This window comes from Acidobacteriota bacterium, assembly GCA_019347945.1.
Taxonomy (GTDB): Bacteria; Acidobacteriota; Thermoanaerobaculia; order Gp7-AA8; family JAHWKK01; genus JAHWKK01.
This window is the reverse complement of record JAHWKK010000021.1, coordinates 1-21,033: the sequence shown is the minus strand read 5'-3', so window position 1 is coordinate 21,033 and position 21,033 is coordinate 1. Positions and strand designations below refer to the sequence as shown.

General features: G+C 60.5%; 16 protein-coding genes and 1 rRNA gene. 8 read left to right on the top strand and 9 right to left on the bottom strand.

All coding sequences use genetic code 11. The annotated features are described in order from the left end of the window. Positions 1 to 18 precede the first annotated feature (18 nt). Positions 19 to 939, bottom strand: coding sequence for a hypothetical protein (locus KY459_12775; GenBank protein MBW3565592.1), 921 nt, complete (start codon positions 937 to 939; stop codon positions 19 to 21). Between the two features lie 62 nt (positions 940 to 1,001). Between KY459_12775 and KY459_12770 the strand changes: the two genes are divergently transcribed. Further along, positions 1,002 to 3,512, top strand: coding sequence for a hypothetical protein (locus KY459_12770; GenBank protein ID MBW3565591.1), 2,511 nt, complete (start codon positions 1,002 to 1,004; stop codon positions 3,510 to 3,512). Here KY459_12770 and KY459_12765 read toward each other — a convergent pair. Genes KY459_12765 through KY459_12750 form a run of 4 tightly spaced genes read right to left on the bottom strand, consistent with a single transcriptional unit; the run spans position 3,473 to position 8,412 of the window. Further along, positions 3,473 to 4,213 (bottom strand): class I SAM-dependent methyltransferase, encoded by a 741-nt coding sequence (locus tag KY459_12765; GenBank protein ID MBW3565590.1) that lies wholly within the window; start codon positions 4,211 to 4,213, stop codon positions 3,473 to 3,475. The two genes, KY459_12770 and KY459_12765, sit on opposite strands and share 40 nt — an antisense overlap. Continuing rightward, a complete protein-coding gene (locus KY459_12760; GenBank protein MBW3565589.1) occupies positions 4,162 to 5,232 on the bottom strand; it encodes a glucose-1-phosphate thymidylyltransferase in 1,071 nt (356 codons plus the stop codon). Before KY459_12760 ends, KY459_12765 begins: the two co-directional genes overlap by 52 nt. Positions 5,233 to 5,257: 25 nt before the next feature. Continuing rightward, entirely contained in the window at positions 5,258 to 7,471 is a 2,214-nt protein-coding gene (lptD, locus tag KY459_12755; protein ID MBW3565588.1) for an LPS assembly protein LptD, read from the bottom strand. Continuing rightward, a complete protein-coding gene (locus tag KY459_12750; GenBank protein ID MBW3565587.1) occupies positions 7,468 to 8,412 on the bottom strand; it encodes a bifunctional riboflavin kinase/FAD synthetase in 945 nt (314 codons plus the stop codon). Before KY459_12750 ends, lptD begins: the two co-directional genes overlap by 4 nt. 143 nt (positions 8,413 to 8,555) lie before the next feature. Between KY459_12750 and KY459_12745 the strand changes: the two genes are divergently transcribed. From KY459_12745 to KY459_12735, 3 genes are read left to right on the top strand one after another with little or no spacing between them, the layout of a single operon-like run. Next, positions 8,556 to 9,515 (top strand): fatty acid desaturase, encoded by a 960-nt coding sequence (locus KY459_12745; GenBank protein ID MBW3565586.1) that lies wholly within the window; start codon positions 8,556 to 8,558, stop codon positions 9,513 to 9,515. A gap of 26 nt (positions 9,516 to 9,541) precedes the next feature. Beyond that, positions 9,542 to 10,987: a PAS domain S-box protein gene (locus tag KY459_12740; protein ID MBW3565585.1), complete on the top strand. Its 1,446-nt coding sequence runs from the start codon at positions 9,542 to 9,544 to the stop codon at positions 10,985 to 10,987. Further along, positions 10,984 to 13,353 (top strand): PAS domain-containing protein, encoded by a 2,370-nt coding sequence (locus KY459_12735; GenBank protein MBW3565584.1) that lies wholly within the window; start codon positions 10,984 to 10,986, stop codon positions 13,351 to 13,353. Before KY459_12740 ends, KY459_12735 begins: the two co-directional genes overlap by 4 nt. A gap of 15 nt (positions 13,354 to 13,368) precedes the next feature. Here the strand turns inward: KY459_12735 and lat are convergent, their stop codons facing one another. Then, positions 13,369 to 14,697: an L-lysine 6-transaminase gene (gene lat / locus KY459_12730; GenBank protein MBW3565583.1), complete on the bottom strand. Its 1,329-nt coding sequence runs from the start codon at positions 14,695 to 14,697 to the stop codon at positions 13,369 to 13,371. Between the two features lie 253 nt (positions 14,698 to 14,950). Here lat and KY459_12725 point away from each other — a divergent pair, with 253 nt between their 5' ends. Further along, positions 14,951 to 16,129: a thiolase family protein gene (locus tag KY459_12725; protein ID MBW3565582.1), complete on the top strand. Its 1,179-nt coding sequence runs from the start codon at positions 14,951 to 14,953 to the stop codon at positions 16,127 to 16,129. A 28-nt stretch (positions 16,130 to 16,157) separates the two neighbouring features. Here KY459_12725 and KY459_12720 read toward each other — a convergent pair whose 3' ends face one another. Then, entirely contained in the window at positions 16,158 to 16,766 is a 609-nt protein-coding gene (locus KY459_12720) for a hypothetical protein (protein MBW3565581.1), read from the bottom strand. A gap of 45 nt (positions 16,767 to 16,811) precedes the next feature. Here KY459_12720 and KY459_12715 point away from each other — a divergent pair, with 45 nt between their 5' ends. Both KY459_12715 and KY459_12710 read left to right on the top strand, forming a co-directional pair. Continuing rightward, positions 16,812 to 17,504 carry a CoA transferase subunit A gene (locus KY459_12715; protein MBW3565580.1) on the top strand — a complete coding sequence of 231 codons (693 nt, stop codon included), beginning with the start codon at positions 16,812 to 16,814 and terminating at the stop codon, positions 17,502 to 17,504. A gap of 83 nt (positions 17,505 to 17,587) precedes the next feature. Then, positions 17,588 to 18,244 (top strand): CoA transferase subunit B, encoded by a 657-nt coding sequence (locus KY459_12710; protein MBW3565579.1) that lies wholly within the window; start codon positions 17,588 to 17,590, stop codon positions 18,242 to 18,244. Between the two features lie 18 nt (positions 18,245 to 18,262). Here KY459_12710 and lspA read toward each other — a convergent pair whose 3' ends face one another. Both lspA and ispG read right to left on the bottom strand, forming a co-directional pair. Then, on the bottom strand, positions 18,263 to 18,796 hold the full coding sequence (lspA, locus tag KY459_12705; GenBank protein MBW3565578.1) for a signal peptidase II: 534 nt from the start codon (positions 18,794 to 18,796) through the stop codon (positions 18,263 to 18,265). Next, the gene (gene ispG, locus KY459_12700; protein ID MBW3565577.1) at positions 18,796 to 19,938 is read right to left on the bottom strand and encodes a (E)-4-hydroxy-3-methylbut-2-enyl-diphosphate synthase; all 1,143 of its coding nucleotides are present in this window, start codon (positions 19,936 to 19,938) and stop codon (positions 18,796 to 18,798) included. Before ispG ends, lspA begins: the two co-directional genes overlap by 1 nt. Positions 19,939 to 20,527: 589 nt before the next feature. On the opposite strand from ispG, the gene KY459_12695 reads away from it, so the two are divergent. Continuing rightward, positions 20,528 to 21,033 (top strand): 16S ribosomal RNA (locus KY459_12695); the annotation flags it as partial.

Sequence of the window (21,033 nt, the reverse complement as noted above, 5' to 3'; positions counted from 1 at the left end):
GATTCTACCCGACACGCCTCACTTGAAGTGTTCGATCAGAGCTCGATACATCGTTTCGCCGATTTCGTCGCGGGCCTCCTTCGTGCAGCCGGCGATGTGCGGGGTCATCAACAGATTCGGATGATGGGGGAGGGTCGAAAAGTCAGGAGGCTCTGCGTCGAAGACGTCGACCCATGCGGCCGACAGTCGACCGGCATCGAGACTCTGGACCAGATCCTGGTAGTCGACGACGGCTCCGCGGCTGGTGTTGATCAGCACGGATCCCGGCGGAAGCAGCTGGAGCCGGTCTCGCGTGACCATCCCGTTCGTCTCTTCAGTGAGCGGAACGTGAAACGAGACTACATCCGAACGGGCGAGAAGCTCATCGAGCTCGGTTCGCCGTTCGACTCCGAGCTCGTCGAAGTGGCCCGAGTCGATGTACGGATCGAAAGCGGAAACGCGGCATCCAAAGGGTCGAAGGAGAAGAGCCAGTCGCGAGCCGACTCTTCCGAGGCCGATGATTCCTACCGACTGAGACCGAAGCTCGCGCTTTCCAGCGCAGCCGGCGCGGTCCCATGAACCGGCGCGCATCGTCGAGTCGTAGGACCTCATCGACCGGGTGAGAGTGATGATCACCCCGATCACCGCCTCGGCGACTGCATTCGCGTTCGCTCCCGGAACGGTGACCACCGAGATCCCTCTCATTTTCGCGGCGGAAACGTCGAGATTGTCGATCCCGCTCGTCCCCTGAAGAATGAGGCGGAGCTCTCCCGCCCTCGTGAGTTGCGATTCGCCGATGCGCACGTGAGACCGGGTGACGAGGACGGAAGCTCCCGGCAGAACTTCCCCCAGATCCGGTGTCTCGGAGTGATCCTCGAGAACGAATCTCGGGTCGTCTCCGACGAGATCGATGAAGGCTGGATCGGGCTTGGCTGCCAGGATGATTCGGTGGGGTGTCACGACCGGATGGTTGCGCGAGCGCGGCATCGCCGTCAAATCGCGCGAGTTAAGATGAGCGGCCAATGGTGAGCAGCGCCGACGAGACCGAGCCCACTCCCGCCGGAGAGCCCGCATGGATCCCGATGTTCGGGCTGATGATTCTCCTCGGGGTTGTCTTCTTCCCGACGATCTTCATGGATCGAGTTCTCTCGCCGAACGACGTCTATGGAAACTACGAGCCGTGGGTCGGCGAAAATCCCGTCGAAGCACAAAATCCGCAGATCCACGACCCCCCTCTTGCCTACTATCCGATGGCCCGTATGCTTCGGAGAGACCTCGCGTCTTTTCACTGGAATCCCTACATCGCTTCCGGGGTACCGGGCTGGGGCTCGGCCGCCTCCGCGGTTCTGACTCCGATCATCCTGATTCCTTCGCTTGCGCCTCCATCGCTTTTCTTTCAGCTGATCGTCTTTTTGAAGCTGATCCTCGCATTTGGTTTCGCCTATGGCTGGTTGCGGGAGGAGCAGCTCAGCCGGGCGGGCGCGACGGTCGGAGCGCTGGTGATCGCGGCGGCCGGAGCCACTTCCGTTCTGTTGCTCTGGCAGATGACCAATGCCACGGTCATCTTTCCCGCCCTGCTGTGGATGATCGCGCGGATGTACCGCGGGAAGAAAAACTCGTTCCCTGCGCTCGTGCTGCTCGGAATCACTCTTCTTCTGAGCGGATATCCCGCCGCGATCCTTTACGGGCTTTACGTTTCGATCGGCTACTGGACGCTGAAGTCGATCAGAGCTCGACGCGTGGCCTGGAAAGAGACGGCGAGATGCGTCGTTGCGGCGGTGACGGCATTCCTGATCGTCTCCCCCGCGCTTCTGCCGTTCATCAGGTTTCTGAGCCGGACGGCATATCTGGAGATGAGGGAGGATTTCGCGGGGAGCATCTTCTTTCCATGGTCGCATCTGCTCGGCTTCGTTCGGCCGTTCTATGCGGGCTCTCCCATGGCGAGAAACTGGAGCGGAGTCGAGAACCTCGGCACCGCGAACAATTTCATCGAGGCCACCATCTACGTCGGCGTCGCTGCTCTCGGCTTGTCGATTCTCGGTATCCTTAGCCGTTCACGTCATACTATCTTCTGGCTCCTCTTCCTGGCCGTCGTCATCGCTGCGATGTTCGGGACACCCGTGGCAGCTCTGATCGAGAGACTCCCCGGCATGAACTTTTCGCCGCTGACGCGTCTGAAAGTTCTCGTACCGCTGGCGGTCGGATTTCTGGCGGCAGCGGGGATGATGAAGTTCGCGGCGTGGTTGCCTCCCCGGCGGAGGCAACTCCTGACGATTCTCGTCGTGTCGATCGTTGCGGTCGAGCTCGCCCTCTTCGCCGGGGCTTTCTATCCATTCGTCACGCCCGAGGTCGCCGAGGTTCCCTCCGATCCATCGATCGAGTACCTTCTCGAAGCGTCCGGCGAGCGAGTCCTTCCGATGTTTTTCTGGCTCATGCCGAACTCGGCGCAGATCTTCGGCGTCGAGGACGTCCGAAGTCAGTGGGCATCGGAGAGTCTGTATCGATCGATGCTCGAACGGGTCGACCCGGAGACGGTGCGTGCGGGAACGGTGACGACGGTCAACGCGCTCACGGCGGACATCGATCATCCGGTTCTCGATCTGCTGGGAGTGACCCATTTCGTCGAGCCTCCACCGATCGACATTCTCCGCTGGCGGATCGAGGAGGGAATGACCCGCCCGACGCCCTTCGGATCGATCGACGGGGCGCTGAGTCCCGAGCGACTGATCGTCATGGACGAGTCGATCACCGGTTTCGAGATTCTCTATCGCCGGCAGCGCGAGGCTGCGCCGTGCCATCTGAAGATTGTCACGGTCGTTCCGGAGACGGGCGAAGTCGTCGATTCGATCAGACTTGCCGGACGCGATCTCGAGGCTCACGATCGTGTTCAGCTCGGGGTTCCCGACGAGATACGGCCAGGCCAAGCGTTACTGGTCCGCGTCTCCGCGCCGGATGGCTGCATCGAGATCGTCACAGATGCGGATGAGCGAATTCTGACCGGCCGGTTGTATGGCGGTGTGACGCTTCAGCGGACGTTCGATCAGGCCCGGGTCTTCTCGAGAAGTACGGCACTGCCCAGATATCGAGCGACGTGGCGTCTCGACCGCCGGCCGATCCGCGAGGTGCTCGACGACCGGACCTTCGACTTCGGGCGAACGACGCAGATTGAGGACGTTGCTCATTACGAGCTCGAGGATGTTCCACTTTCCAAGCGAACCGCGCGGTTCCGGATCGTCGAACGATCGAGCAGTGGGGCGCTGATCGAAGTCGGCTCTTCCGGCGGCTTCCTTCTCACGACCTCCGAGAAGGTCAACGAAGATCTCCGTGTGGAAATGGATGGGCGAATCGTCGAGCCGCTCCTCATCAATGGACTGTTCGCAGGAGTGCCGGTGCCGCCGGGAGATCACAGCGTGGAGTTGCGGCGGCGAATCGGGCGCGATGCGTGGCCGGCTTCGCTCCTTGGAATCCTTCTGTTCGGGACGAGCTGGGTTCTCTACCGTTCCAATTTGCGCGCGACGAAGATGAACTGGTAGCCGAGTAGGCGAGGAAGCAGCGGCGTCAGGGCGTCCGTGATCCAACCGAGCGGCCGCAGCAGGATCGAGGGCATCCACGGAAGCGCAAGATCGAGCGGCACCGAGGATGTTTCTTCCGCTTCGATTCGAAGCCCGGCCTCCCGGAGAAGGCGTCGGGCGGATGAGAGCGTGTAGAAGCGGAGGTGAGTCCGGTCCAGGATTCCTCGATCCTGATATTCGAATCGGCCGAAGAGCAGGCCGAGACGGCTGGTTAGATTCGCAATGTTCGGAATCGAAACGACGATCGCGCCGCCATGGTCGAGTGCTTCAATAGCAAGAGCGAGAAGAGCCTCGGGTCTGGCGAGGTGTTCGAGAACGTCGGCCATCACGATCATATCGACCGGCCGGGGAAGCCTCGTGAGGCGATCGAGATCCGCGATGATCGCTCGATCGAAGACCTTCGCGATCCGGCCGATCTGATCGACGTTAGCTTCCACTGCGGTCAGGGTCTCGACATCGGCGAAGTTTCGGATCTGAGATGCGAGTGCGCCGTCCCATGCTCCGAGGTCGAGTACATGGTTTGGGTGAAGCTTTCCGAGGATCCTCAGGATGATCTGATGGCTGCTCCGGGAGGATTGCTTGAAAACGTATCGAGTGTCGTCAGAGCTGCTCAGAGAATACCGACCTCGCTGTTGTCCCCGAGGACGAAGCGATAAGCCCACGGTCTTCTTCTCGTCCTCCCGATCCTGACGTTCCTGCCGACGAGGCTGGCTTCGATCCGATTGTCGACCCCGATGATCGATGAGCCCTCGAGAACGATCGAGTTCTCGATCTCGCTCGTTTCGATGTGGCAGTTGGCGCCGATCGACGTATAGGGGCCGACGAACGCCTCACGGATCACCGAGCCGGGGCCGATGATCACCGGTCCGCGGATCACGGAATGCTCGACTCGTGCGCTCTCATCGATGAGAACTTTTCCCTCGATGCTGGAGTCGTGATCCGGAGCTTGATGGACCCTCGGCTCGAGGGTGTCGAGAACAGTTCGGTTCGCCTCCAGCATGTCGTTGATTTTTCCGGTGTCTTTCCACCATCCCTTGACGATGTGGGAGTGCACTCGAAAATCATGATCGATCAGCCACTGGATGGCGTCGGTGATCTCGAGCTCGTTTCTCCATGATGGCTCGATCGAGCGGGCAGCCTCGAAAATATTGGAGTCGAACATGTAAACACCGACGAGGGCGAGATCCGATTTGGGCTCGCGCGGCTTCTCTACCAGGTGTTCGACTTCGCCGTCCGGACCCAGCTCGGCGACCCCGAACTGCGAGGGATCCGGCACCCTGGTGAGAAGGATCTCGCAGTTGACGCCGAGCTCACGGTACTCGTCCACCAGCAGGGAGATGCCGTGTTGCAGCAGATTGTCGCCCAGATACATCACGAACGAATCTCCCGCCATGAACTCTTCCGCGATCAGTACCGCATGAGCGAGTCCTCTCGGCTCGTCCTGCTCGATGTACTCGATCCGGGCGTTGAACGCATCTCCGTTTCCGATCGCATCGCGGATTTCCCCTCCGGTCTCCGGGGACACGATGATTGCGATGTCCTCGATCCCGGCCGCGACGATTGCTTCGATTCCGTAGTGGAGGACTGGCTTGTTCGCCACGGGAATGAGCTGCTTTGCGGACGTGAACGTCAGAGGCCTCATCCTGGTCCCTTTTCCACCGGAGAGGATCAGGCCCTTCATGCGTCTGTTCAAAAGAGGTTGCTCCTTAGAAGGTTCGATCGAACGAGCCGCGGAAGTCGACGAAGGTGCCGACGTTCTTCAGGCTGATCGATATCTGATAGTCGCGAGTCCTGCGAACGTCGAGAGAGGGCACCGGGGTGAGCACGGTACTGAACTCCTGAAAGTCCCGGTACTCGAAGGCGAAAGTGTAGCAGGAGGCGGTGTAACCGAGGAGATAGCGCTGCTCGAGGAGAGTGCCTTCCGTGATGTCCCAGTTGATCTGGACATCACCCCGGAGCTTTTCGCCCCAGAGGGGACTGCCGGTCGCGATACGGATCTGGCTCGAATCCTCGAGGATCGATCCCGGCCGAGAGAATGTGGAGAAGAGGGTCGTCTGCAGATACGACTTCGCCCCTGAGAGATAGGCGGACACATTGGCTCGTTCGACATAGTCGTTCTGATTCGACATCGCCGCGGTTGCTTCGACGCGAACGGAGCGGTAGGGGTTGAACCGGAGCGAGGCACGGAGCGGACTGAAGAACTGCTCCTCGCCGTCAGAGATCCGAAACGGTTCGCTGATCGCCTGGGACTGCTCGATTGCGAAACTGAGAACCTCCCGTGCCGAGCCGCCACCCTCGTCGGACTTTGCGAGCAGCCTTTGTGTCAGTGAATACTCGATCGTCTGGGAAACCAGCGGTAGAGCGAGCGAGTCGACCGTGTCGAAGCGAATGACGCGGTCCTGACCCTCGACGTCGGTGATGTAGCGGTATCGCACCCTCGGTTCGATGATGTGCTTGAAGCGGGTGAATTCGCCGATGGTCATGTCGAAGACCTTCGAAAAACTCGGACCGGTGACGTCGATGCTCGCCTGGCCGGAGCTTCGCGATAGAGATTCATCCACGATCGATCCCGTCAGAGGATCCTGACTCTTGGTGTAGTCGGTCTGACGGAAGGAAATCTCCGGATTCACCGAGATCCACGAGGGAGTTGAAAGCTGCAGAGAGAGCTTCGGGAAGAGGTCGGTCCGAAAGTACTCGGCGCTGCGCGTCACGCTGCCGGATGTTCGAAGATGCGAGGCAGAGGAGTCCAGCGAAAAATAGAGCGGCGTTCCGGGCACTCTTTTCGGATAGAGCCTCAACTGCAGGGCCGGCAGCTGCTCGAAGATCTGAACGTCCGACAGGCCCAGAAAGTGCTCGCGGCGGTCGGCCCGTATGTTGAGCGACCAGGTTGGTGTGTTGCGAGTGAGATAGGCCGCCGAGTAAATATTCGAGATCGTATTGAGGTCGAAATCGCGCTCGAATCTCTGAAAGAAGGGGAGGTCGGAGTAGTCCTTGATGTCTATGACCCCCCTGAACCCTCCCGGCAGGTTCTCCTGCGTATGTCGGTAGTCGTACTTCCACTCGAGCTCGTTGGTGTCGGAATCGTAGACTGTGAAGACATCGAGAGTCCCGTCCGTGTTTGCCGTCGGGACGTAGTTCGCCTGAACGCCGGTCGCCAGGACTCCCGAACTGTAGAGATCGGCTCTGAGCGTGACGTCCGACCACTCGTTGAATGGAAGGAAATAGGCATTCTGGAGATACGCGCCGAAGCGTGACGAATAGCCTGGCTTGGGGATCAGAAATCCGCGCGCCCGCTCCCGCTTCGTCGGCCAGATGATGTACGGCAGTCTGATGATCGGAACCCCTCCGGCGCGGAACGAGATATCCCGGAGACGCGCATAACCTTCGACTTCGATGAGAGCCTCATCCAACGAGAAGATCCAGGAAGGATCGCCAAGCTCGCATGATGTGAACACCCCGTCCACGACTCGGTAGGTGGAATCGTCGAGCTTTTCGATCGTTTTTCCGGCGACCCAGACCGACGATCCGAGGGTTGCCGTCGCGTCGAACAGGGTGCCGCTGCGGGCGTCGAAGTTGTAAATCGCGCGCGAAGCCGTGATCCGTCGCGGACCCTGATCCAGGATGACGTGTCCCCGGGCGGATGCATCCCGGGTTCTCCGGTTGTACGAGATCGAGTCCGCCGAAAGGGTCACATCCTGATAGGTGAGCGAGACGTTTCCCTCGAGAATCATGTAATCGTCGTCGAGGCTCTGGGTATCCGCCGCGATGACGACCTGACCTCCCTCCTCGATCGAAGGAAACTCGAACGTGAAATCGGGATTGGTCTCGTAGAATCTGGCGGACGGCCCCTGTTCGGTCATCTGAGCACCCGCGGTGACGGCGAAGACGCAAAGCACCGTGATTGGAATTGGCAGTCTCAAATTTGAGGCCTTCCTTCGAAGAACTGATGAGCGTGCTGAATGTCCTGCTGGATCTGGGCAGAGAGCTCGAGCGCGGATTCGAACTGCCGCTCTCTGCGCAACAGACGATGGAACGTCAGTCTGACCCGGTCGCCGTAAACGTTTGCGTGAAAATCGAGCACGTGACTCTCGATCGTTCTTCCGTAGTTTTCATAAAGGGTTGGTCGGACGCCGATATTCGTGACGCTTTTGAACGCGCGACCGAACGATTCGAATGTCGATGAGGTCACGAAAACTCCTGACTCCGGGAAGAGCTCATTGTCGGGAGCGAGGTTCACCGTGGGCACGCCGAGCTTTCGTCCGAGGCGCCGGCCCGTCTCGACCACCCCATCGATGAAATGATCGCGACCGAGGGCGAGGCGGACGACGTGCAATGCTCCCTTCCGAATCGCATCCCGGACGATCGAGCTGGAAACCCGGATTCCTCGGACTGTAACGTCGTCGATGGGCGTAACCTCGAATCCGTGGTCTTTTCCCATCGACTCGAGCAGCGCGACATCCCCCTTCCGGCCGGCACCGAAATGGAAATCTCTCCCGACCAGAAGATGCCTGATCTTCAGCGCATCGACGAACAGCTCCTTCGCGAAATCGGCGGCATGCATCCTGGAAAGCTCGGGTGTGAATGGAATCACGAGAAGAGCCTCGACTCCCATCCCTTCGAGAATTTCGGCTTTCTGCGCCGTCGTGAGAATCCGTGGCGGAACGCGATCGGGAGAAATGATTGCGAGCGGATGCGGGTCGAACGTAATGACCACCGGCGGAACGGAGGCTTCGCGTGCCAGCCGGACGACACGCTCGACGATCTGCTGGTGTCCGACGTGGATCCCGTCGAAATTGCCGACCGTCGAGACGCAATCGTGCGGAAGGTCCGTTTCTCTGAATGGATCCTGAATGACGAGCATCGCTTCGCGGAGCGAATTCTATCCGGTAGGGCGGGCGGCGCGCGGAACGGAAGGGAAGAGCAGGGAGGCCCGGCGAAAATTTCGGTCGTTCTCGACGCGTTAGACCGGGACGAATGGGCCACTACGCCGAACATACGGTCACCATGCGAAACAGTCTCGGGCGGGAGCTTCCCCTCGAGGTGGTGCGGGAGCTCCACGAGCGGAGCGGAGGGAAGCATTTCATGGTCGTCGCGGGCCTGGTGATCGCGCTGCTCATCGGGGTGATCGGCGCCGCCCTCGTCCAGCCGTGGTATTTCTGGCTGCCGTTCTCGGTGATCGCCGGATTCGCGCTGTTCAATTTCACGATCCTGTTGCACGAGGTCGTTCATTCCACCGTGCTGCCCGTCAGAAACGACCGGCTCAGTCGCTGGCTCGGCTGGCTGTACGCGGTCCCCAGCGGAATCTCCGCTACGCAGTTCACACGATGGCATCTGGACCATCACGCGGAGCTCGGTTCGGCCGAGAACGATCCGAAAAGACATCACCTCTCGCCTAAGATCAACGCGCGATGGCTCAAGCTCCTCTATTTCACCCCCGCACTGTTCCTCATCTATTTTCGGGCGGCTGCGAAGGAGACCGCGACCTATCCGCCGGATATGCAGCGGAAAATCCGAAATGAGAGGATTCTGACGATCCTCATCCACGTGCTCGTGATTGCGCTGCTCGGTATGAGCCTCGGGTGGTGGGTCAGCTTCAAGGCCTGGATCGTCCCTTACTTTTTCGTCTTCCCCTTTGCCTTTGCTCTCAACCGCCTCGGCCAGCATTACGACATCGTGGCCGAAGAGCCGGAGAAATGGGCGACGCTGGTTCGAGGATCGCGGTTCTGGGATGTGGTGTATCTCTGCTCGAATTATCACCTCGAACATCATTACTTTCCGGGCGTGCCCCTCTACAACCTGCCGAGACTGCAGCGGCTGCTGGCGCCCTGGTACGAGAGCCACGGGATGAAACCGACGACTTACTCCAGGCTTTTCTGGAACTACATCGTCCTGAACCGGCCACCGCATACGAACTGGGGGGGGAGTCCGGCACAGAGAGAGCTGGAGCTGGCCGACCAGAGCTGACACCTGCCATACTGGGCTCATAACCCGTGCGACCTCTCCGAATCCTCCTGGTAGAGAACGGCCCGGCCGATTCCTCGGCGATCGAGAAGAGTCTCGACGAGTCCGATCTCGAGGTTGATCTCGACCGAATCTCCGGCGCCGACCAGATCGGTCGGCTGAGAGGGAGCTACGACCTTGCGCTGGTCGACTGGCACGGGCTGGAGAATCCGGACCGGGAGATCTCCGCTCTTTTCTCCGAGTTCGCCGAGCTCCCCGTGATCGCGCTACTCGATTCCACCGACGTTGAACTGATCAGAGGGTTGATTCGAACCGGGCGAATCTGCGACTGGGTTCTTCGATCCGATCTCGGACGACTCCCGTTGGTGATTGATCGGGAGCTGTTTCAGCGTGATGCCCACATGGAGCGAATTGCCGCGCTCCGCAGCGCGGACGAAGCCGCGGGGCTTGCGAGAGCGGTTCTCGATTCGGTCCAGGACGGTGTGGTTGCGCTCGACGAGGATGGAACGTGCTCCGCAGCGAACCGGCGGGCGGTTGCCATTCTCGGAGCGACCGAGGAGGATCTCGTCGGATCCGACTTTCATCTGCTCGTGCATGGTCCCGAGCAGGTCGACCATTGCAGGTTGCTCGAGGCGATTCGTTTCCCCGGGACAGTTTTTTCCGAAACGGAGTTTACGGGCCGCGATCGCTCCTCGCTGGTTCGCTTTCGAACGGTCCCGCTCGGCAGAACCGAGAAAGGCGTCGTCATCACGTTTCAGGATCTCACCGAAGAGGTGCGTCTTCGGGAACGCTTCGACGAGATTTCCAGACTCGACAGTCTCGGCAAAACGGCGGGAAAGATTGCTCACGAGTTCAATAACGTGCTGATGGGTATCCGCCCCTTTGGGGAGGTCATTCTTCGCAGGGCGGCGGGCGACGCCCTCCTCGAAGACGCTGCGCGACGAATCGAGTACTCGGTTGCACGTGGAGTCAGAGTGACCTCGGAAATTCTCCGATTTGCCCGCCCTGCGGAGCTGGACCTCACCAGTCTCGAGGTCTCACAGATATTGCGGGACCTCGAAAAAGAGACTTCGGCCCTTCTGAGCGGCTCCGGCTGCACATTGAAGATCCAGGACTTCACCAACGGCTCGATCTTCGAGGTCGATCGATATCAGTTGATTCAGGTTCTCGTGAATCTCGTGATGAACGCCCTTGATGCGATGCCCTCGGGAGAAGTCACAATCAGGGCTACGGCTCGGGACGACTCGGTCGACATCGAGGTGCACGACACCGGTGTCGGGATCACGCAGGAAGATCTGAAGTTGGTCTTCGAGCCGATGTTCACGACCAAATCGCGCGGGACCGGGCTTGGCCTCGCGGTCGCACGCCAGATCGTCGTTGCGCACCGCGGAACGATCCAGGCCGAAAGCGAGCCTGACCGGGGGTCCACCTTCACGGTGCGTCTCCCCCTCAAACGGATCGGAGCCGATCAGTGATCCGGATGGCGCGGAACGAGCGCTCGTTCGTGGAGCTGGTCGCGGAGCTCGCGACGAGTCTGGCCATGGTCGAGCCGTCTCGCTTCGATCGGGCGATCAACGACGCCCTCGGTCTGATCGGCTCGTTCATGAAGGTGGATCGCGTCTACGCGGTCCTCGTTTCGAAAAACGGCGAAGCCGGAAACAGCGCACACCAGTGGACTGCCGAAGACGTCGGGCCCATCCCTGATCTGAGCCGGGAGATGGCGCGCGACCGAATCCCCTGGCTTTCCCGGAGGATTCTCGACGGCGAGTCTGTCGTCATTCCCGATGTCGGGAAACCGGATCCCGAGGCCGTGGAGGAATTTGAGCTGTTCGAGCAGCAGGGAGTCGCCTCCCGTGTCGTCGTCCCCGCAGTTCACGCGGGTGAACCGCTGGGTTTTCTCGGCCTGGACATGGTACGAGAGCGGAGAAGATGGAAGCGGCGCGACGTGGAGCGCCTCAGCGCTCTCGCCGCAGTGATCCTGAGTGGCCTGATCAGACACCGTCAGACTCTCGCGCTCCAGGCTGCCGAGCAGAGGTTTCGCAACGCTTCACTCGCTGCACGCGACATCATTTTCGAAGTCGACGTCGGCGAAGGCAGTGTCTGGTGGAACCAGGCGTTTTACGAGATCCTCGGTTACCGGCCGGGGGAAATCGAAAGAACCGTGACGCGCTTCGAAGAGCTGATCCATCCGGACGACCTCCCGGTCGTTCGCGAATCGTTCGTCGAAAGCCTGAAGTCCGAGGGTCGGACCAGCTTCGAGAATGCCTACCGTATCCGCATGAAGTGCGGAGAATATGCGTATGTCGGCAGTCGGTGGAGAGTGCTCCGCAATGAGGCAGGGACGGCAGTGAAGCTCGTCGGGGCGGTCTCGGACGAAACCGATGTTCGCAGAATGGCCGAAAAACTGCGATCGAGCGAGCTCCGGGCGCGAACTCTGATCGACAGCTCGTCGGACGTCATTCTCCTGCTCGATCGCAATTTCAACATTACCTACATCAGCCAGGCTTGCGAACCGATGCTCGGGTTTCGACCGGAGGAACTGATCGGCAAGTTTGCTCTCGACCTGGTGAACCCCGAGCACCGTGAACTGGTGAAGGCGGATCTCGGGCAATTGCTCGCCGGAAAGGAGATCGCAACGACCGAAAGTCAGATCCGGCGTGCCCGGGGCGGCTGGAGATGGGTCGAGGGCGTCACACGAAACCTGCTCGATGATCCCCTCATCGGCGGCATTCTCGTGGATCTTCGGGACGTGACGAATCGTGTCCGGCTCGAACGACAACTCCGCCGCGCGAACCGTGTATCGGGACTCGGTCATGCCGCCATCACGATCGCTCACGAGTTCAACAACATCCTGATGGCGATTCTCCCCCAGGTCGAAGTGATCGTACGCACAGAGACCAGCGGGAGGTCGAGCGAGGCCCTGGACAGGATCCGGGAGGCCGTGGATCGGGGGAGATCGCTGACTCGTGTGATTCAGAGCCAGGCAAGTCCCGCCGAATCACGACCGGCCGAGATTCGGGTGGAGGAGCTCTTTCCCCAGCTCGAAGCGGACATCCGGGCTGTTCTTCCCTCCGATATCGAGCTCGTCATGCTGCCTCCACGGAATCCCGTGTCGATCTGGTTCGACCCCTCCAGGCTCGGGACGATCTTCGAAGAGATTGCCGCCAACGCGGTCGCGGCAATGCCCGAGGGCGGCCGGCTCACGTTTGATGCCGCAACGCCCCCCTACGGAGAGAACGAGGTCGTCATTCGAATCTCTGATACCGGCACCGGTATCGAAAAGAAACATCTCGAGAACATCTTCGATCCTCTCTATACGACACGACTCGCCAGGGGGAAGGGTCTCGGGCTCACCTGGGTCCATCACGTTTTGCGCGAGCATGATGCGTCGGTGGAGGTCTCCAGTCGGCCGGGTCATGGGACGACGGTCCACCTGATCTTCCCTTCATTCGCCGCAGGGAAGGACTCTCTCTCCGAGCCTCAGCAGGGAACCAGCGTGGTACTGATCGAAGATGATGCGGCCGTCCGCGCGGGAATCTCGACACTCCTGAAGATGGAAGGGTTCGAGGTGGTCGCGCTCGACAGAGGAACAGGTGCCACCGGCGAGATCATCGCAACGAATCCGCAGTTCGTGATCATCGACATCGGACTTCCCGACTACGACGGAGTCGAGCTCTTCCATGAGATTCGGGCAGAGCGGCCCGGTCAGAAGGTCGTTTTTTCGACCGGCCATGGAACCGAGGATCGAGTCTCGTTCGTCGAAGGCGACTCCTCGGTGGCCCTGCTGATCAAGCCATGGCAATTCAGCGACCTGACGGCGGTGATGGCAAAGCTTTCCTGAAATCTTCGGACGACTTCAGCCGATGGCCTGTTCGAGACGGACCAGCGCCTCCGAGGCCTCTTCTTCCGTCACGATCAGGTGAGGGCGAAACCGGATGGAGCGCTCCCCCGAGCCGAGGACCAGCAGACCTTTCTTTTCGAGCTTCTCAAGCAGCTGATCCCGCTGCTCGCCCGACGCGAGATCGAACGCGATCATCAGACCGCGGCCGCGAACGTTGGAAATTCCGGCGGCTTCGTCACCGGCCATGCCGGCCAGGCGGTCCAGTATGAACTTCCCGACGGAAGCGGCGTTCTCGACCAGGTTCTCCTCGTCAATGACCTCGAGATAACGCTGTGAGCGGACCATGTCGGTGAGGTTGCCTCCCCAGGTGGAGTTGATCCGGGAGGAGACGGTGAACACGTTTTTGTCGATGTCGAAGATCCGCTCGTTCGAAGCGAACCCGCATACCTGTGTCTTCTTGCCGAAACAGAACATGTCGGGCTCGACCTCGAGCTGCTGGAAAGCCCACATTGTCCCGGTCAGCCCGAGCCCGGTCTGAATCTCGTCGAAAATCAGAATGATCTCGTTCTCGTCGCAAAGCTGACGGAGAGCCTTCATGAACTCGGGCCGGAAATGATTGTCTCCACCCTCGCCCTGAATCGGCTCGAGGATGAGCGCGGCGATGTCGTTGGGATGCTCGGTGATCGCGGCTTTCGCCTGCGCGATCGCCTTTTGTTCGGCCGCGGCGACTTCCGCCGTGACGCGCTCGGTCATCGGAAAGCGCATCTTCGGATTGTCGATCCTGGGCCAGTCGAACTTTGGAAAATACTGAGTCTTTCTCGGGTCGGCCGTGTTGGTCAGCGAAAGGGTGTAGCCGGTCCGTCCGTGGAAGGCCTCTTTCAGATGAAGAACTCTGGATCCGGTCGTTTCGGGGAGCCCGCGGCTGAGGTTCTTTCGAACCTTCCAGTCGAAGGCAGCCTTGAGAGCGTTTTCGACGGCCAGCGCTCCACCCTCGATGAAGAACATGTGCTTGTTGAACGGAGACGGAACGGCGACGCGGGCGAACGTTTCGACGAATTCCGCCATCTGGGTCGTGTAGAGATCGGAGTTGGCCGGCTTGTTCAGGGCGGCAGTCGCGATCCGGTCCCGAAATTGAGGATTGTCGAGACTCGGATGGTTGTAGCCGATCGGCATCGACGCGAAATTGGAGAAGAAGTCGAGCACGCGCTCATTCCGTTTCGCGTCGAACAGCCAGGATCCCTGGGATTGATCGAGATCCATGACGATGTCGTAACCGTCGGCGAGCATGTGCGTGGCGAGCGTCTCGTGGACCTGTTGAGGCGCGATCGTCAGCCTCTGGGACATCGTGGTGGTAATTGTCATTTCGTTTCACCCTCGGAATGGATTGCCGCCTGCGAAAAGGTCGGATCGATTGATCCCGGCGGGCCTCGGCCCGGCCCGGGCTGGTGCACCGAAACACCCGAGCCCGGCGGCGTTGCTCCATCATAGAACAGAGCGGGGTGGCGCGAGAAGCCACGCGAGTGCGTTCGCTCGGGAATGGGAGTGGAGGGGAAGGGACTTGGCGAAGGTGCGGCAAATTGATCAAGGAGTCGACCAGATGAAAAGCATCTTAATTCTCGGTGGAGCGCGCACGCCGATCGGATCATTCCAGGGAGCTCTGGCCCCCAAATCCGCAACCGAGCTCGGCTCGATTGCGATCGAATGCGCTCTCCAGAACGCCGGTGTCTCCTCGGGGGACGTTCAGGAAGTCATCATGGGACAGGTGCTGCAGGCGGGAGCAGGTCAGGCGCCCGCACGGCAGGCCGCGATCGGAGCCGGAATCCCCACCTCGGCCGGCGCCGTCACCGTGAACAAGGTCTGCAGTTCGGGACTGAAGGCCGTGATGATGGCGGCCAACGACATCCGGCTCGGAGAGTACGACCTCGCGGTCGCGGGCGGCATGGAATCGATGTCCAATGCGCCCTATGCGCTGCCGGGAGCCCGCGACGGATTCCGGATGGGCAATGCGAAAGCCCTCGACCTGATGATTCATGACGGGCTGTGGGATCCATACGGCGATAAGCACATGGGAGCGTGCGCCGAAGCCTGCGTCGACAAGTATTCCTTTTCGCGCGAGGAACAGGACGCGTTTTCTCTCGAGTCGTATCAGCGGGCGCAGTCCGCGGTCAGGGACGGCAGGTTCCGGAAGGAGATCGCGGTCGTCGAGATCGAGGGCCGCAAGGGGACGACGACCGTTACCGACGACGAGGAACCCTTCGCAGCTCCACTCGACAAGATGGGTAGACTCCGCCCCGCTTTCAAGCCGGACGGCGGAAGCGTCACCGCGGCGAACTCATCCAAGATCAGTGACGGCGCCGCGGCCCTCGTAATCTGCTCGGACGAGCATGCGAAAGAGAAAGATCTGAAGCCGATGGCCAGAATCGTCGCGCAGGCGACGATGTCCCAGGAGCCCGAATGGTTCACGACAGCTCCGGGGGGCGCGATTCGGAAGATCCTGGACAAGAGCGGTCTGTCGATCGACGACATCGATCTGGTCGAAGTCAACGAGGCATTCGCGGCCGTCGCGATGGCAGCGATGAAGGATGCGAAGATCCCGCACGAAAAGCTGAATGTCCATGGAGGCGCGGTCGCCATCGGCCATCCGATCGGGGCGAGCGGAGCGCGAATCCTCGTTACCCTGATTCACGCCCTCGAAGAGCGCGGCCTGAAGCGCGGCATGGTGGCAATCTGCAACGGGGGCGGAGAAGCGACGTCGATGATCGTCGAAATGGTCTGAGATCCTACGGGAGGCGTTGCGGCTAACTTCAGTCGATCGGAATCTCGCCCGCTAAGCGATGCCCCGATCGGACGCTGTAGACTTCCTCGAAGCTCTGATCCCTCTTTTCGTACACGACGACGACCCTCAGCAGCAAAGGCTCTCGGGTGGAGCTACCCACGACCGATGCTCTCGCCCAGTAATCGACAGTGGACGTTTCACCACCTTCGAGCGACTCCTCGATCGGTCTCGATGTTCGGAGTATGCGGTAGCGGCCTTCACCGACGCTCGACATCGTGACCCGGGTGATCTCGAGCAGTTCACCGGTTCGATTGGACATCGTGAGCTCGAAGGGGACGCTGACTTCCCCGTCCACCCCCGGGACCGGCCATGCCGTCTGGATCACGGTGAGGTCGAGATGTTCACCGAAGTCTGTCGCGCTCCCGGTGACGCCGGCGATGGAAACGTCGTCGCTGGCGATCGAGCCTGCTCCGGGGACGCATGCGATCGTAAACAGGGTGATGATTACCAATGAAGCTCGATACGAGATTCCGGTCATGGCAACTCCCTCCGAGAGCCGTAATAGCAAACGAATTACCCGCCCGCTGGCCCGGCCGTTGAGCGTTCGACCCTCGCTTTTGCCCTCGAACAAGGACATGTCGTCCTCTCTTCGGGACGGAATCACTGTGATATAAGCGGCCCGATGATCGACAAACTCGTCGGATCCGCGAAGGAAGCCGTGGCCGATCTCCGCGATGGTGCGACACTCGTCGTCGGTGGCTTTGGCCTGAACGGAATCCCCGAAAACCTCATTGCGGCGATCGTCGAGCTCGGTGCAAAAGACCTAACCTGTGTCTCGAACAACGCCGGTGTCGACGATTGGGGATTGGGCCTGCTGCTCCAGACGCGCCAGATCCGGAAGATGGTCTCATCGTACGTCGGTGAGAATGACGAGTTCGCCCGGCAATATCTCGAGGGAGAGCTCGAGGTCGAGTTCGTTCCTCAGGGAACCCTCGCCGAGCGGATGCGGGCGGGTGGCGCGGGGATTCCGGCCTTCTACACGCCTGCCGGCTATGGAACGGTCGTCGCCGAGGGGAAAGAGACTCGCGAGTTCGATGGAAAACATTACGTCCTCGAGCGCGGAATCGTCGGAGACTTTTCGCTCGTGGCGGCGTGGAAAGCCGACCGGATGGGAAATCTCATTTTTCGCAAGACGGCCCGGAACTTCAATCCCATGGCCGCCACCGCCGGAAAAATCTGTATTGCCGAGGTCGAAGAGCTCGTCGAGGTCGGGGAGATCGATCCCGACTTCGTCCATGTGCCCGGGATCTATGTCCATCGACTGATCGTTGCTCCCCGGGAGAAACGGATCGAACAGCGGACGGTGAGGAGCTGAGCCGATGTCGAGAACAGGGAGCGCCAGACTGAACCGGGTCGTCCCTCGCGGAATCCGGTGGCCGTTCGATAGCGAGGCGTCACATGCCGCTTGATCGTGACCAGATCGTCCGGCGGGCGGCCAGAGAGCTGAGGGACGGCTATTACGTGAACCTCGGGATCGGGATGCCGACCCTGGTCGCCAACTACATTCCCGATGGGATGGACGTGATCCTCCAGTCGGAGAACGGGATCCTCGGGATGGGCCCGTTTCCGAAAGAGGACGAGGTCGACGCGGATCTGATCAACGCCGGAAAGCAGACGGTGACCGTCATACCGGGTGCCGCGTTTTTTTCCTCCGCCGATTCCTTTGCGATGATTCGAGGAGGGAAGATCGATCTCACGATCCTTGGAGCGATGCAGGTGTCCGGTAGCGGGGACATCGCCAACTGGATGGTTCCCGGCAAGATGGTCAAAGGGATGGGCGGGGCGATGGACCTCGTCGCCGGAGCGAAGCGGGTGGTGGTCGCAATGGAGCATGTCACGCGAAAGGGAGAGATGAAGATTCTGAACGAATGCTCGCTCCCGCTGACCGGGGTCGCGTGCGTGGATCGTGTGATCACCGACTATTGCGTTCTCGATGTGACTGAACGAGGGTTGAAGCTCGTGGAAGTCGCGCCCGGCGTCTCGGTGGACGAGGTGCAGAAGTTGACCGAGCCCGCACTGATCGTCGAGGGCGAGCCGACCGTCATCGACGTCTGACGGGCGGAAGCGGCCACCTCACGTCTGGGTCGGATCCGCCACGCGGTCGGTTCGCTCCGAGGGCCGGCGGAGACTGTCGAGAATCAGAAGCCCGATACCGATGCAGATCGCGGAGTCGGCCACATTGAATGCCGGCCAGTGATGAGCCTCGCCTCCGGTGACGACGTAAACGTCGAGGAAATCGATCACCGAGCCGTGCTGGAACCGGTCGATGAGATTTCCGACCGCTCCCCCCATTACGAGATGAAGCGCCGTCTGGAGAATCTTCTCGTTCGGGGACGAGCGCCAGGCGTACACGATGACGAAGATCATGACCCCGATTGCCGCGACCGTCAGCAGGGTCGGTACGAGGCTGCTCCCCGACGCGTTCCCGAGTCCGAACGCCGCGCCGGTGTTCCTGTAGTGGACCAGCCGGAAGAAGCCCGGAATGACCTCGATCGTGTCCTGGTACTGGCGGAGATTCCGGAGGACCAGTCCCTTCGTCCATTGATCCAGAATGATGATGGCGACGGGAATCAGGAGAAAAAGACCCCGGAGACGCGCATTCGTCATCAAACGCTCACCTCGGTCTGTCGGCGAGCGATGAGCTCGTCGAGCTCGGTCCGGAGGACGTCGAGAACCTCGTCGTAGCCGAACGTACCGATGGTCGTCTCTCCCCGCTTCAGGTTCACGAAACTGGGAGCGCACCACATCCCCAGGTCCGCATCGTCGGTTTCGCCCGGACCGTTCACGCGGCATCCCATCACTGCGATCGTCACGTCGTGGTCTTTCGCATATGTGGTGATCTCTCTCACCTTGTGGGCAAGATCGATGAACGCCTCGTTCTCGACGCGCGAACAGGAGGGGCAACTGATGATGTTCAGCCCTGACTGGACGAAACGGGGGACCGATCGGAAGCGTCCGTCCGCGATGTCGGCGAGAATCTGCCGGCCGACGGTGATTTCCTCCCCCTTCTGATCGAACGGAAGAGTGAGCGAAACGCGGATCGTGTCACCGATCCCCTGCGGGATGAGTTGCTCGAAAGCCACTCGAGTCTTGATGATGCCGTCCGGTGGGAGTCCCGCCTCGGTGACACCGAGGTGGATGGGGACGTCCGGGCGGCGGGTGGAGAATCTGGTGTTTGCCTCGATGACCTTGTTCGGATCGCTGTCCTTGAGCGATACGCAGTAGTTCGCGAAGCCGAGATCGTCGAGCATTTCGGCGTGCTCGAGGGCGGAATCGACCATCGGGCTGATCGAGTCGTCGCGCCCGTATTGATCCTTTCTGGCCGGATCGACCGATCCGCAGTTGACGCCGATGCGCACCGCGCAGCCGTTCGTAACCGCTGTGTCGACGATGAAGGCGACCTTGTCGCGAACGGGCGTTTGCCGATCGAGATGATGGAGGTGGCCCGGGTTGTAGCGGATCTTCTGGACGAAGGGCGCCACGCGGGCGGCGAGCTTGTAGTTCTCCTGGAGATCGACCGAGAGGTTCGCCGAGGTCTGCTGGCGGATCTCGCGAAGTGCTTCGACGTCGGCGGGGGTATCCACGGCGATCCGGATGATGTCGGCACCGGCCGCTTCGATGGCGCGTACCTGCCGGATCGTCGCCTCGATGTCACGGGTACGCGTGGCGGCCATCGACTGCACGGCGATCGGATTGGACCCACCGATTTTCGTCGATCCGATCGTGATTTCGCGGGTTTTTCGTTGCATTCGGTTCCTCGGCGATCCGAAGCCTCGCGGCGAGTGAAACATTCCAGACGAGGGGCGGAACGGAAGAGGGGGGTAGAAAACGCTATCGATGGAATAGGGGGAGGGGGTGGACCGTTAGCTGGGGGGCCTGCCGGAAAATGGTCGATTGGACGGCACGGCCTTCTGGAATTTCGGGTGCCGCAAGCTTGTTTTGACTCTTTGCGCATCAGGAAATTTTGTTCATTTGAAATCTGGAGATCGGAGCCCGATTCTTCTCGATTTCGCCGGTTGGCGAGGCGGGAGGAATACGAGGGAGCGGGGAGGAGTTAGATGCCTCGCTTCGGCGTCATGGGGCAGGCGAAAACGCCCGGCTGAGTCGGGAGTGTTCGCTTGACACCGTGAAGCGGGGGCTGACAGAATGATCGGCCCTTCTGAACGGGGGTTGGCTCTTTGAAAACTGAATAGGAAGTAGGACCATCGTGATTCCTTTGAGATCGCATCAGCGATCCAAATTGAAGTAATCATGTTTCCGAATGCAACAGCAAGCGTTATCAGCTGTGCCGGAACGAATCAGACTCGAATTGCGGGCCTTCGGGCTCGCGAACAGATAAAACTGGAGAGTTTGATCCTGGCTCAGAATGAACGCTGGCGGCGTGCTTTACACATGCAAGTCGAGCGAGGCCTGCTGAAGAGCTTGCTCTTCAGTAGAGTCGAGCGGCGGACGGGTGAGTAACGCGTGGGTACCTGCCTCGAGGTGGGGGATAGCCCGGGGAAACTCGGATTAATACCGCATATGATCTACGGATCAAAGGGGGCTTCGGCTCTCGCCTTGAGAGGGGCCCGCGTTCGATTAGCTTGTTGGTGAGGTAACGGCTCACCAAGGCGACGATCGATAGCCGGCCTGAGAGGGTGATCGGCCACACTGGGACTGAGACACGGCCCAGACTCCTACGGGAGGCAGCAGTGGGGAATTTTGCGCAATGGGGGAAACCCTGACGCAGCAACGCCGCGTGGAGGATGAAGGCCCTTGGGTTGTAAACTCCTGTCAGTGGGGAAGAAATGGTTGCGGGTGAATACCCCGCAGCTTTGACGGTACCCGCAGAGGAAGCCAGATCG

Bases quoted from the DNA above. Each gene is read 5' to 3' on its own strand.
- KY459_12750 (MBW3565587.1), bottom strand. From the start codon at position 8,412: ATGCTCGTCATTCAGGATCCATTCAGAGAAACGGACCTTCCGCACGAT.
- KY459_12760 (MBW3565589.1), bottom strand. From the start codon at position 5,232: ATGAAGGGCCTGATCCTCTCCGGTGGAAAAGGGACCAGGATGAGGCCT.
- KY459_12710 (MBW3565579.1), top strand. From the start codon at position 17,588: ATGCCGCTTGATCGTGACCAGATCGTCCGGCGGGCGGCCAGAGAGCTG.
- ispG (MBW3565577.1), bottom strand. From the start codon at position 19,938: ATGCAACGAAAAACCCGCGAAATCACGATCGGATCGACGAAAATCGGT.
- KY459_12725 (MBW3565582.1), top strand. From the start codon at position 14,951: ATGAAAAGCATCTTAATTCTCGGTGGAGCGCGCACGCCGATCGGATCA.
- KY459_12770 (MBW3565591.1), top strand. From the start codon at position 1,002: ATGGTGAGCAGCGCCGACGAGACCGAGCCCACTCCCGCCGGAGAGCCC.
- KY459_12715 (MBW3565580.1), top strand. From the start codon at position 16,812: ATGATCGACAAACTCGTCGGATCCGCGAAGGAAGCCGTGGCCGATCTC.
- lat (MBW3565583.1), bottom strand. From the start codon at position 14,697: ATGTCCCAGAGGCTGACGATCGCGCCTCAACAGGTCCACGAGACGCTC.
- KY459_12720 (MBW3565581.1), bottom strand. From the start codon at position 16,766: ATGTCCTTGTTCGAGGGCAAAAGCGAGGGTCGAACGCTCAACGGCCGG.
- lspA (MBW3565578.1), bottom strand. From the start codon at position 18,796: ATGACGAATGCGCGTCTCCGGGGTCTTTTTCTCCTGATTCCCGTCGCC.
- KY459_12745 (MBW3565586.1), top strand. From the start codon at position 8,556: ATGCGAAACAGTCTCGGGCGGGAGCTTCCCCTCGAGGTGGTGCGGGAG.